13 protein-coding genes and 1 pseudogene are annotated in these 12,240 nt (G+C 68.4%); 10 read left to right on the top strand and 4 right to left on the bottom strand.

All coding sequences use genetic code 11. The features are described from left to right. Positions 1–35 precede the first annotated feature (35 nt). On the bottom strand, positions 36–242 hold the full coding sequence (locus O159_RS00435; protein WP_021753818.1) for a hypothetical protein: 207 nt from the start codon (positions 240–242) through the stop codon (positions 36–38). Between the two features lie 480 nt (positions 243–722). On the opposite strand from O159_RS00435, the gene O159_RS15370 reads away from it, so the two are divergent. Then, positions 723–980, top strand: coding sequence for a hypothetical protein (locus O159_RS15370; protein ID WP_021753816.1), 258 nt, complete (start codon positions 723–725; stop codon positions 978–980). A 42-nt stretch (positions 981–1,022) separates the two neighbouring features. On the opposite strand, the gene O159_RS00425 is transcribed toward O159_RS15370, so the two are convergent. Next, positions 1,023–1,931 (bottom strand): lactonase family protein, encoded by a 909-nt coding sequence (locus O159_RS00425; RefSeq protein WP_021753815.1) that lies wholly within the window; start codon positions 1,929–1,931, stop codon positions 1,023–1,025. A 32-nt stretch (positions 1,932–1,963) separates the two neighbouring features. On the opposite strand from O159_RS00425, the gene nucS reads away from it, so the two are divergent. The 4 genes and pseudogenes from nucS to O159_RS14795 all read left to right on the top strand — a co-directional run bounded on the left by nucS (position 1,964) and on the right by O159_RS14795 (position 4,240). Further along, positions 1,964–2,659 (top strand): endonuclease NucS, encoded by a 696-nt coding sequence (gene nucS / locus O159_RS00420; protein WP_021753814.1) that lies wholly within the window; start codon positions 1,964–1,966, stop codon positions 2,657–2,659. After that, on the top strand, positions 2,659–3,081 hold the full coding sequence (locus tag O159_RS00415) for an SseB family protein (RefSeq protein ID WP_021753813.1): 423 nt from the start codon (positions 2,659–2,661) through the stop codon (positions 3,079–3,081). The genes nucS and O159_RS00415 overlap by 1 nt, the downstream gene beginning before the upstream one ends. Positions 3,082–3,119: 38 nt before the next feature. Continuing rightward, a pseudogene (locus O159_RS00410) lies at positions 3,120–3,823 on the top strand (HAD hydrolase-like protein). A 243-nt stretch (positions 3,824–4,066) separates the two neighbouring features. Continuing rightward, positions 4,067–4,240, top strand: a complete 174-nt coding sequence (locus O159_RS14795; protein WP_169725638.1) for a hypothetical protein — start codon at positions 4,067–4,069, stop codon at positions 4,238–4,240. A gap of 293 nt (positions 4,241–4,533) precedes the next feature. Here O159_RS14795 and O159_RS00405 read toward each other — a convergent pair whose 3' ends face one another. Next, positions 4,534–6,420, bottom strand: coding sequence for a BglG family transcription antiterminator (locus tag O159_RS00405; RefSeq protein WP_043993395.1), 1,887 nt, complete (start codon positions 6,418–6,420; stop codon positions 4,534–4,536). Positions 6,421–6,501: 81 nt separating this feature from the next. After that, on the bottom strand, positions 6,502–7,635 hold the full coding sequence (locus O159_RS00400) for an acyltransferase family protein (protein WP_021753809.1): 1,134 nt from the start codon (positions 7,633–7,635) through the stop codon (positions 6,502–6,504). 336 nt (positions 7,636–7,971) lie between these two features. Here O159_RS00400 and O159_RS00395 point away from each other — a divergent pair, with 336 nt between their 5' ends. Genes O159_RS00395 through O159_RS00375 form a run of 5 tightly spaced genes read left to right on the top strand, consistent with a single transcriptional unit; the run spans position 7,972 to position 12,238 of the window. After that, entirely contained in the window at positions 7,972–8,328 is a 357-nt protein-coding gene (locus O159_RS00395) for a PTS sugar transporter subunit IIB (RefSeq protein WP_021753808.1), read from the top strand. After that, entirely contained in the window at positions 8,321–8,587 is a 267-nt protein-coding gene (locus O159_RS00390; protein ID WP_021753807.1) for an HPr family phosphocarrier protein, read from the top strand. Before O159_RS00395 ends, O159_RS00390 begins: the two co-directional genes overlap by 8 nt. After that, positions 8,587–10,293 carry a phosphoenolpyruvate--protein phosphotransferase gene (gene ptsP / locus O159_RS00385; RefSeq protein WP_021753806.1) on the top strand — a complete coding sequence of 569 codons (1,707 nt, stop codon included), beginning with the start codon at positions 8,587–8,589 and terminating at the stop codon, positions 10,291–10,293. Before O159_RS00390 ends, ptsP begins: the two co-directional genes overlap by 1 nt. Next, positions 10,290–11,804 carry a PTS mannitol transporter subunit IICB gene (locus O159_RS00380; RefSeq protein ID WP_021753805.1) on the top strand — a complete coding sequence of 505 codons (1,515 nt, stop codon included), beginning with the start codon at positions 10,290–10,292 and terminating at the stop codon, positions 11,802–11,804. The genes ptsP and O159_RS00380 overlap by 4 nt, the downstream gene beginning before the upstream one ends. Then, the gene (locus O159_RS00375; RefSeq protein WP_021753804.1) at positions 11,801–12,238 is read left to right on the top strand and encodes a PTS sugar transporter subunit IIA; all 438 of its coding nucleotides are present in this window, start codon (positions 11,801–11,803) and stop codon (positions 12,236–12,238) included. The genes O159_RS00380 and O159_RS00375 overlap by 4 nt, the downstream gene beginning before the upstream one ends. Positions 12,239–12,240: the final 2 nt, after the last annotated feature.

The following is a 12,240-nucleotide window of genomic DNA, read 5'->3' as shown; positions in this document are numbered from 1 at the left end:
TGGTCGAGTGTCGACGCTTGCTGAGGATCGGTTCATCACGGATATGTTGTGGGATGCGCCGTGCCGCTCAAACCGTTGATCGTCGACGAGTCCGAAAGCGTTTCCGCCGAGCCCTTGTCCAGCCAGGTCGTGCATGCGACAGACGCGAACGCGGAGGGCTCGACTCCCGGATGGCTGGCGGAACAGCCAGCGAGGAGGGCCGCCGGAACGAGAGCGGCGAGGAAAAGAGGCTTCTTCGGCATATTGGAATTCTCTCCATTGTGAACTGATGCACAGAATTTAATAGGTATTATACAGTATAGAACATGGCCGTTCGCACGATGTTTTGATCCCCGGATAGAATTGAAATATGAGTTTCATACCGTTGAGGACTCGGTCGAGGAGTCTCTCCGCTTGGTTCGCGACACGTCCCGACCTGTTCACACCGGAACGCTCCCCGCGTAAGACGACGACGTGGATGATCATCGCCGTGCTGATGGCAGCGCTGGCCCTCGCCATCTTTCTCAACCCGGCGGCCGTCGTGGACACCCTGGGCGGACGCGTGAAAGCCGCTCTCGCGATCGCCGGCGCCTTCGCGATGCCCCCGGCGATCTTCGTTGTGTGCGTCGCGATGATCTTCATCGGTTCTCGTCGCTGGAGGATCGCGGGCGGTGGGGTGCTCACGAACCCGGTGATCCACAGTTTCGGTCCCGGCTTCGCCCATCGGCGATCTGCTCGCGGCGATGCAGCGGGGCAGGGTCGCCAGCACCGCGATCGTCGCCGGGCTGGCGGCGGTCCAGAAAGACGGTGGGAACACGAGACTGATCACGATCTGGGCCTCCGAGGCCGACCGTGTCCTGTATGTCGGACTGCTCCGTGTCGACGGTGACGCGCTCTGGATCGACGCAGAACCGTTTGCCGTCGGACCGGATCGCTACTTCGACGCGAAGGAGCACGATCGAGCTGCGATGCGAGGCCGCACGAGCGTCGATGGCCTCTGAGCGCGCCCGACGAAGCGCTGGCAGCGACCCAGCCGGACGGCCTCAGAGCACGACCACGCACACCGGCGTCGGCACCGCGTTCTCGCTCAGCCAGGTGAGCGCGCGCGTCTCCGGATCGAAGGCGAACACGGCGATCGTGTCATCGCCCCGATTGCTGACCAAGACCGTCCGGCCGTCGCCGGTGACGCGAACGGCGGCCGGGAAGTTCGGCCCGTCCGCCCCGGGCGCGCGGGTGGACGCCGCGCTCGCAGCGCGGAAGCGTCCATCCGCCCCGCGTCGCAGCACGGCGACCGTGCTGTCAAGCTCATTGACCAGGAAAGCGTGCCCGCCGTCCGGGTGGAAGGCCAGGTGGCGCGGTCCGGCCCGGCCCGTCGCGACCGTAGCGTCGGGACGGAGCGTAAGACGGCCTTCCTCGGAGAAGGCGTACCAGCGCACCTCGCCCAGCCCGAGGTCGACCACGACGAGGTCACCGCTGACCGGGTCGACGCTCAGCTGGTGGATATGCGGACCCTCCTGCCGCTCCGGGTCGGGGCCGGAGCCCTCGTGCTGGACGAACGCGGTGCGCTCCAGCGGCACCCCCTCGGCGTCCAGCGACCACACCGAGACGGTTCCGCTGCCGTAAGCGCCGACCAAGAGGAAGCGTCCGGAGGGATGCACGGCGAGGTGCGCGGGCGAGGAGCCGCCCGCGCACTCGCGCCCGATGGGGAGGAGAGCGCCGCCGCCCTCGCGGGAGAAAGCGGTGACCGAACCGTCCGGGCCGGTCTCCTCGACCGCATAGACGGTGCCCGTCCCCGGTCCGACCGCGATCCACGACGGGTTCTCGAGGAGGGCGGCGACACCGGCCGGCGAGACCGCGGTCCCGTCGAAAGTCGCAGTGAGAAGCCCCTCCGCGTGCTCGTCGACGTGCGGAAGAGACCCGGTGTACGTGCCGATGAGGAGCTGATGGACCATGCCCCCATCCTGGCGCACCCTAAACTTGTCCGGTGCGCCTCGTGATTGCCAACTGCTCCGTCGACTACGCGGGCCGTCTGAGCGCCCACCTGCCGCTCGCCAAGCGGCTGCTGATGCTCAAGGCCGACGGCAGCCTGCTCGTCCACTCCGACGGCGGCTCTTACAAACCGCTGAACTGGATGAGCCCGCCCTGCACGCTCGCGATCGACGAACCGGACGACGCGCAGCGCGAGGCCGGTGTCACGCAGCTCTGGCGCGTCAGCCAGGCGAAGACCGCGGACATGCTCGTCGTCTCGATCCACGAGGTGCTGCACGACTCCGCGCACGACCTCGGGATCGACCCGGGCCTGCAGAAGGACGGCGTCGAGGCGCACTTGCAGAAGCTGCTCGCCGAGCAGATCCACCTCCTCGGCGACGGGCATGTGCTGGTGCGCCGCGAGTACATGACCGCGATCGGGCCGGTCGACATCCTGGCCCGGGACGCCGCGGGCGCGTCAGTCGCTGTGGAGCTGAAGCGACGGGGCGACATCGACGGCGTCGAACAGCTGACCCGCTACCTGGAACTCATGAACCGGGACCCGTTGCTCGCCCCGGTGGCCGGGGTCTTCGCCGCCCAGGAGATCAAGCCGCAGGCCCGCACGCTCGCCGAGGACCGCGGCATCCGCTGTCTCGTGCTGGACTATGACGCGATGCGCGGGCTCGACGACAGCGACAGCAGGCTGTTCTGATGGGCGCCCGGGGCCGGTTCCCCCAGAGCTACGAGAACGTGCCGGTGCGCAAGGCGCTGGCCGTCATCGCCGCCGAGCCCACGCTGGAGAACCTGGCTGAGCTGCTCACCGCCGCGAAGAAGGGCGGTCTGGTGGTGGATGTCACCGGCTCCGACCCGGGAGAAGTGCGGCTGCGCATCATCGGCTCCACGACCGGCGAGGCCGTGCTCCCACTCTTCACCTCGATGAGAGCGCTGCGCGCGGCCGTCGGCGGCAGCGCGGCGGGCGGCGGGACGCGCGTGCAGGCCATCATCGTCCCCGGCCCGGAGGCGCTCGGACACATCGCTTCAGCCGATTTCGTCGCCGTGCAGTTCGATCCCGGCACCCCGCACGCACTGGTGGTCGCCCGCTCACATATCGAGGCTGCTCTCAGCGAGCGCTGAGAAATCATTCATACACCTCACATATCCTTAGGATCGCCATGGCTGACCCGAACAGCACGACCCAACCGGCCAGCGCACCCACCGTCACACGCACGTGGACCTGCGTCCTCTTCGACCTCGACGGCACCCTCACGGACTCCGCCGCGGGCATCACCTCCTCGCTGGCGCACACGTTCGAGGCCATCGCGGCCTCCCCGTCCCGACGCCGGCCCAGCTCGTCGAGTATGTCGGGCCTCCGCTCCTCGACTCCCTGCAGAGCATGGCCGGCCTGACCGAAGCCGGGGCCCGCGAAGCGCTCAGCGCCTACCGCGTACACTACGCCGAGCACGGCGCCCTCGACAGCGCGGTCTTCCCCGGCGTCCGCGGCCTCCTCCAGCGCCTGAGCGCCGCGGGCGTCCCGCTCGCGGTCGCGACCAGCAAACCCGAGACACAGGCGGTGCGCATCCTGGAGCACTTCGGACTCGCTCAGTATTTCGAGGTCATCGCCGGAGCGACCGACGACGAGAGCCGCAGCGCCAAGGCGGATGTCGTCGCCGAGGCCTTGCGCCGCCTCACCGCGGCCGACGTCGGCGTCGGCCACGCCGTCATGGTCGGCGACCGCCTCTACGACGTCGAGGGCGCTGCCGCGCACGGCCTGCCCACGATCCTGGTCGAGTGGGGCTACGGCTCCCCGGCCGAGGCAGCCGGGGCGATCGCGGTCGTACACTCGACCGATCAGCTCTCCGCGCTGCTTCTGGGCTGAGCAGAGGTTCTCCCGAGAGGAGCACTGAAAACGGAGGAGAATCTGCAGAACAAGACTATGTTCTCCTCCTTTTCCTGCCGCTAAGGGGCATGTCGTCTCTTTTCTCCTCCATTTCCAACGTCCGCTTAGGCTGGAGTGTTGCAAAACCGCACCACAGACACTAGGAAGTCATATGCACACCCGCCATAATCGCACCTTGCTCGTCCCCGCCCTCACGATCGCCCCGCTCGCCGGCTGCTCTAGGTGTGCTGCCCAGGGAAGACCGGTTTCGCCGACGCCGGCGCCGCGCTCGCCAAGGCCGGCTACACCGTCCAGGCAGGCGCGACGGACACCCGGGCTGTCTACAGCAACGGAAAGCACACCGTCGCGATCGGCACCCCCGGGGTGTCGTTGACCTATCTCGTGACAGCGAACTGACCGCCGAGCGTTCCACCCGTCCTCCGCCCCGCCCGCACCGACCTGTCCCGTCGGAAATGGAGGAGAATTGGCCGTCAATGCCGGCCTTTCTCCTCCGTTTCCTGCTTTCACCGCGCTAACGGCCGCGATCTCCTCCGTTTTCGACCGGCAACGAAAGACGATGGAAACGGAGGAGATTCGCGAGGGTGAGAGGCTGGATGCCGGGAAAGGGAGGAGATTCGCGAGGATGTCGGCGAGAACTCCTCCGTCCCCGGCGACGTCAGGGTGATGCACGGGGAGGCCGGAGCACCACCCTAGGCGTCGATGATCCGCACGAGTTCGTCGATGAACGCGGTGAAAGTGTCCGCACGGCGGATCAGCCCCCGCACCGCCTCCCGGTCGGAGAACACCTCGACGAACTGGTCGAAGACCGTCTGGAAGGCCGCACGTCCACCCTCCGAGAAGGCGATGAAGGCGATGACGTTGACCCGGGCGTCCCCCCAGTCCATCGCTGTGTCGTTGACGACGATCGCGATGGCCGTGCGCTTGGCGGTCATCGTCATGGCGTGCGGGACGGCGAGCGTGTCGGTGAAGGCCGTCGAGGACATCTGCTCCCGCTCCACCGACTGTTCGACGTAGGCGCTGTCGATGGCACCGGCGGCGATCATCCGGTCGCCGAGGGCGCGGATCATCGTGAGCGGGTCGCGAGCGTGGAAGTCGCGGAGGAAGAGGCTCTCGTCGAAGTACTCGAGCAGTTCGCTTTTGATGCGTGCGCGGCGGATGCGGGCGACCGAGTGCCGGATACGCCCGATGTCCGCCTCAGTGAGGAACGGCTGCACGATCACCGCGTTCTCCCGGCGGCCACGGGGGTCGATCGTGGTGAGGACGAGGTCCTCCTCGATCGCGTTCCAGTCCGCGTCCGCAGATGTAATAACGTTTGTGATGTCTAGTTCGTCGCCGAGCGCCCTCTCCAGACGCTCGCGGAGCAGGATGTGCATGTCGTAGTAGTTGGGGCAGACGACAGCGCAGGTCACGGCATCCCGCCGTCGCGACTGCTGCTCCAGATACGCGCCGACGTGCATGGCGATGTACGCGATCTCGTCATCGTTGACCGCGATGCCCTCCGCCGCCTGCACCCGGCTCGCGATATAGACGGCCAGTTCGTAGATCATCGGATACGCGCTCTTGATGGAGCGGGTGAGCGGATTGCGCGAGTAGCTCTTCTCGTGAGCGCGGGCGACGAGGTTCTGAAGGTGCAGCGTCAGGCGCCCGATGAAGCTCTCGTCGCGCAGGTCCACCAGGTACTCGGCAGAGGCGCTCGCCACGATGCGGCGGACGGCGACGAGATCCTCGTCGCTCACGAACTCCGCGACGGTGTCGCGCGCGCCCGGAGCGATGACCCGGGTGCGGAGCAGGATGGCGAGGGAGCGCAGCTCGACCGGATCGAGCTGCGCGCCGAAGTGGTGCAGCACGAGCTCCCCCAGGTCCACGGCGAGTACACGGATCGCATCGCTCACCTCGGGGTCGGCGGTGGCGGGGAGGACCCGGTCTTTGGCGACGCGGTCGAGGGCGACGGCCATGTGCAGGAGCACATCGTTGATGCCGTACTCGTTGACGAAGAAGCCCCGCCCGTCCAGCATCTCGACCAGATCGTCCTTGAACTCGGCGAGCCCGCGGGAGGAGAAGACCTCCTGTATCCGGGCGACATCCACGACGCTCTGCGTCATCTCGTCCCGGAACAGGCGGCTGATGAGCTTGCGCCTCTCGATCTCCGATCCGGTCAGGCGGACGACGGCGCCCTGACGTTCCAGTGCCAGCTCGGTGCCGGCGAGCAGCCCCCGGATGCGCGTGAGGTCGGACTCGATGGTCGAGTCGGAGACGAACAGACTCTCCGCCGTCTCATAGACATCGACCCCCTCCGGCGCGTCCAGCAGCCGGCGGACCAGGAACACAAGACGCTCCTGCGGAGAGCCGGCCGCGACATCCGGGGAGGACGTGTCAGCGAGGTAGGCGGCGTAGACGTCCGGACGCACGCGGTAACCGGCCGGCCCGGACTCGATCAGCTCGCCGAGCGCGGCAGCGTAGCTGCGGACGCTGCGGGTGGTGACGCTGAGGTCCCGGGCCAGTTCGGCGGCGGTCACCCAGGCAGCACGCCGCGAGAGGATGCCGAGCATCCTCGTCCTATTCGCCGAGAGAGCCACGGGAGACCACCTTTCCCACCGAGTCAACCACCTGAATCCCCGAACGTGAGGGAGGCGGCGAAACTTTCCGGGGAGGCGGAACTACCTCTCCACCGGCAGCCGGGCTTGCAGCGCCCGGATCGGTGCGGCCAGTGTGACCGCGAACAAGCGCCGCCAGATCGGCGCCGCCGCACGCTCGACACCGAGGTGGACCCCGGCCGCCACCGCAAGAACAGCGGCGAGAGCGATCCCGTAGCCGGCCCAGGGAGCGTCGCTCGAACCGAAGGCGTTCAGCAGAGCGAATCCGAACACAGCGTGGCACAGATAGATCGGGTAGGTGAGCCCGCCCGCGAGCCTGCTGCCCGGGATGTGCCAGGCGGCGACTCGGCTCGTGGTGAGGACGAACACGAGCGCGTACAGCGCCGCGACCACGAGGACGAGGACGACGGGGTCGACCGTCCCGGGGTCGGACTCCTGCGCCCGGCGGACGGTCGCCGCCGCCGACCCGACGACGCTCGCGCCGAGGGCGACCGCGCGCAGCGGCGTCCAGCCTGTGCGCGCGATCATGGCGATGAGGGCACCGCCGGCGAACAGCTCGAACAGTCCGCCGAGAAGCGGCAGCCCCGCGATCCGAGGCAGGAAGAGCGTCGTGGGGAGCATGGTGATCGCCCAGACCGCGAAGAATGGCTCCAGCCACTCGCGACGGCCGACCAGCAAGAAGAGGAAGACGAGGGCGTAGAACTGCAGCTCCAGGGTGAGGGTCCAGTAGACGCCATCGAGCTGGGTCTGCCCGAAAGCGGCGGGCACCATCGTGAGGTTCGCGAGGAATCGCCCGAGGATGTCGGGAAGGCTGGCCTGCGCCGTGACGAGCAGCGTCGCCGTCGTCAGCAGGACGCCCGCCCAGAACGCCGGATAGAGCCGGGTGGCTCGCCCCGCGGCGAAGGAAGCGGCGTCGCGACCGCTCGCGGACAGGAAGATCACGAACCCGCTGATGAGGAAGAACAGCTGCACCCCGAGATTGCCGTAGGCGGCGAGCGCCGCGACGGGCGCGGGCACGGTGCTCGCCACCTCACCGTACCGGGGTCCCCAGAACAGCCAATGGTACGCGACGACGCTGAGCGCCGCCAGGAGACGCAGACAGTCGAGGGCGGCGAGCCGTGCGCCAGGAGCGGCGGACGGGCCGGGGACATCCTGTGCGGCGCTCGCCACAGCGCGGCCGGCCGGGGCGTCCCTCACTGCGAGGCCCGTCCCTCGTCACTGTCTGGCGCGGACCAATCGCTGGGCGGCTTCAGCACGATCGTGTTCGTGGGGCGACGAGAGTGAGAGAGAATGCGAGCACGGCCGCGACCGTGCGATAAGCGGTGGAGCACACAGTTCATGGTCAGGCTCACAGTCCTGGTGAGATGAACCGATGAAATTTTTTGAGTAAAACCGCTGTCTTTAACCCGTGGGACCGACTCTTCCGCCACCCCGGAAAGTTCTCTGTTTGAGTGTCAGCGTCCACCGGGTGACGATGGACGACGATCCACCGGTTCCACACGCTCCGCCGCTCCCCAGAAAGGCATGAGGTCGATGAAGATCGCCGTCGTCTGTGGTGCGGGCGCCTCCAGCGCATTCGTCGCCATGAAGCTGCGCACCGCCGCGGCCGCTCGCGGGCTGGATGTCGAGGTCACCGTGGGCAACGCGGGGCAGCTTGCCTCCCTCGACGAGATGGATATCGTACTGGTCGGGGCGCACCTGGAATCGTCCGTCCCGGCGCTGCGCAACAGGACCGCCCACACAGGAACCGCCATCGTCGTGCTCCCACCCGTCTCCCCCGCCGCCCTCGATGGCGCGCGGACACTCGACCTGGCTCTCGGCGCGAAACGCGACACGAGAGCGAACGACCCCCTGGTCACCCCACCCGAAAGGAACCACAGCAATGGCTGAGCGGATCATCACCATCGGATCGAGCCATGGGCTGCACGCCCGTCCGGCGAAGCTCTTCGTCGAGGCGGTCAACGCCACCGGGGCGAAAGTGCAGTTGACGAAGGAAGGCGGCAAGACGGTCGACGCCGGCAGCATCCTGGGCGTCATCTCGCTGGGCATCGACCACGGCGACAAGATCGTGCTGACCACCGACGCGCCCGCGGGCGAGGCCGTGCTGGACGATCTGGCCGAGATCCTCGCGACGGACCACGACGCCTGATGCCCACCACGACCGAGCTGACCGGGGCCGGCATCGGCCAGGGGATCGCCCGGGGCCGCGTGCTCCGGATGGCCGACCCGCTGCCCGAGCCGGCCGACGCGCCGAGCGCTCGCACGCCCGCGGAGGAGAAGGCCCGGGTGAAGGACGCGGTCGCCGCCGTGGCTGCCGACCTGCGCACCCGAGCCGGCAAGGTGACCGGTGTCGCCGCCGATGTGCTCGAGGCACAGTCGATGATGGCCGAGGACTCGACCCTGGCCGACGATGTCTCCTCCCGCATCGACAGCGGCAAGACCGCCGAACGCGCGGTGTTCGAGGGCTTCGCGGTCTTCCGCGAGATGCTCACCGGGCTCGGCGGCTATATGGGCGAACGCGCGACCGACCTGGACGATGTTGCCCAGCGCGTCATCGCCGCCCTGGAGGGCCGCGTCGCGCCCGGCGTCCCCGAGTCGGACGAGCCCTACGTCCTGGTGGCGCACGACCTCGCCCCCGCCGACACCGCCCTCCTCGACCTGGACAAGGTGCTCGGCCTGGTGACCCGCGAGGGCGGACCGACCTCGCACACCGCGATCCTGGCGCGCGAGAAGGCCATCGTCGCCATCGTCGGCGTCGCGGGCGCGGACGCCCTGAGCGATGGAACCGAGGTGATCGTGGACGCCGGAGCCGGAGTCGTGACGGCCTCGCCGGACGCCGCGCAGAGCGCCGAGGCACAGCGTCGCATCGATGAGCGCGCCGCCGCGCTGTCGGGCGGTCTGGGGCCGAGCGCCCTAGCCGACGGCACCAGCGTCCCGCTGCTGGCCAACCTCGGCTCTGCGGAGGGCGCCGAGAGGGCCCTCGCCGCGGGAGCGGAGGGGGTCGGCCTGTTCCGCACCGAGTTCCTCTTCCTCGACCAGCGCCTGGCTCCAACCGTCGAACAGCAGCGCGAACAGTACGCAGCGGTGCTGCGGGCGTTCCCCGGCCAGAAGGTCGTGGTGCGAGTTCTGGATGCGGGCGCCGACAAACCGCTCGAGTTCCTCAACGACGCGCACGAGGACAACCCGGCGCTGGGCCTGCGCGGCCTGCGCGCGCTGCGCGCGAACGAGGACATCCTGCGCGAACAGCTCACCGCCCTCGCGGAAGCCGACGCGCAGACCGAAGCCGACCTCTGGGTGATGGCGCCGATGGTGTCCACCGTCGAGGAGACCCGCTATTTCGTCGAGCTCGCGAACGAGTTCGGGCTGAAGACCGTCGGTGTGATGGTCGAGGTCCCTTCCGTCGCGCTCCTCGCCGGGCGGGTGCTGCAGGAGGCCGCGTTCGTCTCCATCGGGACGAATGACCTCACGCAGTACACTCTCGCAGCCGATCGCCTGCTCGGCTCGGTCGCCGAGTTCCAGGACCCGTGGCATCCGGCCGTGCTCCGCCTCATCGGCGAAACCGGCAAGGCCGGGGCGGCGACCGGCAAACCGGTCGGGATCTGCGGCGAGGCCGCGGCCGACCCGCTGCTCGCGGTCGTCCTGGTCGGACTCGGGGCGACCACCCTCTCGATGTCGCCCGCGGCCATCGCCGATGTGCGGCTCTCCCTGGGACGCCACACCCTCGAACGAGCCCGCGAACTCGCCGAGATCGCTCTGGCCACCGCCAGCGCGGCCGAAGCGCGGGAGGCGGTGCGCGTCGCCGCGACCGCCTCCACCTCCCCTGCACATCCCGACAGAAACGAGGCACCAGAATGACAACGGCGGCAGAGACGTCGGCGACGTCCACCCCGAAGCAGCCAGGAACCGCGCGCGTCGCGGTCCAGCGCTTCGGCACGTTCCTCTCCAGCATGGTGATGCCGAACATCCCGGCCTTCATCGCCTGGGGCATCATCACCGCGCTGTTCATCCCGAAGGGGCCGTTCCCCACCGAGAGCATCGCGAGCATGGTCGGCCCGATGATCACGTACCTGCTGCCATTGCTACTGGCCAACACCGGCGGCCGGCTCGTGTACGGCGTGCCCGGCGGCGTGGTCGGCACGATCGCGACGATGGGCGTCATCGTGGGCTCCGACATCCCCATGTTCATCGGCGCGATGGTCATGGGACCGCTCAGCGCGTACCTGATGAAGCTCGTGGACCGGATCTGGGAAGGGAAGATCAAGGCGGGCTTCGAGATGCTCGTCAACAACTTCTCCGCCGGCATCCTCGGCTTCCTGCTCGCGATCGGCGCTTTCTTCGGGATCGCACCGCTGGTGGAGGGTCTGAGCAAGGCGCTCGAGGGCGGGGTCAACTGGCTGGTCTCGGCGCATCTGCTGCCGCTGGTGAGCGTGCTGGTCGAGCCGGGCAAGGTGCTCTTCCTCAACAACGCGATCAACCACGGTGTGTTCACACCGATCGGAACGCTCGAAGCGCAGCAGACCGGCAAGTCGATCCTGTTCCTGATCGAGACCAACCCCGGCCCCGGCGCGGGCATTCTGCTGGCCTGGGCGATCTTCGGACTCGGCGCGGCGCGCGCCAGCGCCCCGGGAGCGTTCATCATCCAGTTCTTCGGCGGCATACACGAGATCTACTTCCCCTATGTGCTCATGAAGCCGGTCCTCATCGTCGGCGCGGTCCTCGGCGGAATGACCGGTGTGGCGGTGAACGTCGCTTTCCAGACCGGGCTGCGCGCACCGGCCGCACCAGGGTCGGTGTTCGCGATCTTCGCCCAGGCCCCGGTCGAGAGCATGCTCGGCATCGCTGTCTCCATCGTCGCCGCGGCCGCCGTCTCGTTCGCCTTCAGCGCGATCGTGCTGCGCGCCAGCCGCAGACGCGACCTCGCTTCCGGCAACGCGGGCGATCTCTCGGCCGCCGTCGCCCAGACCGAGGCCAACAAGGGCACATCGTCCTCGGTCCTGGGGGGTCTGGTCCAGGAGGGCGAGCATGACACCGGCGACGCGCAGGGCGAGGCAACCGACCGTCTGGTGCGGACCATCGTGTTCGCGTGCGACGCCGGGATGGGATCGAGCGCGATGGGCGCGTCCGTGCTTCGCAAGAAGATCGAGAAGGCGGGAGTCACGGGGGTGACGGTGACCAACCAGGCGATCAGGGCCCTCGACGGCAACGCCGATCTCGTCATCACCCAGCAGCAGCTCACCGACCGCGCCAAAGGACAGTCGCCGGACTCGCTGCACATCTCGGTCGACAACTTCATGAACAGCCCCCGGTACGACGAGGTCGTCGACCTCGTCAAACAGCAGAAGACCACGGAGGACGCCAGCAAATGACCGACACGATTCTCGACCGGGCGAACGTCGTGGCCGCGGGCGCTGCGACCACGCGGGAAGAGGCGATCCGGGAGGCGGGCGCGCTGCTCGTGGCCGCGGGCGCCGTCGAGCCGGGCTACATCGACTCGATGCGGCAGCGCGAGGAGACCGTCTCCACCTTCATGGGGAACGGTCTCGCCATCCCGCACAGCACCAACGAGTCCAAGGACGAGATCAAGCGCTCGGCGCTCTCCTTCGTCCGCTACTCCTCGCCGCTGGACTGGGGCGGCGAGGAGGTGCGGTTCGTGGTGGGCATCGCCGGGCAGAACGACGAGCACCTCGAGATCCTCTCGAAGATCGCCATCCTCTTCTCGGAAGAGGACGATGTGCGCAGCCTGATCGAAGCCCCGGACGCGGACGCGCTGTTCGCTCTCCTCGGCGACGTGAACGAGTAGGG

Source organism: Leifsonia xyli subsp. cynodontis DSM 46306, assembly GCF_000470775.1.
Lineage (GTDB): Bacteria > Actinomycetota > Actinomycetes > Actinomycetales > Microbacteriaceae > Leifsonia > Leifsonia cynodontis.
The sequence above is the reverse complement of the archived record's forward strand: the minus strand, read 5'-3'. Positions and strand labels throughout refer to the sequence as shown.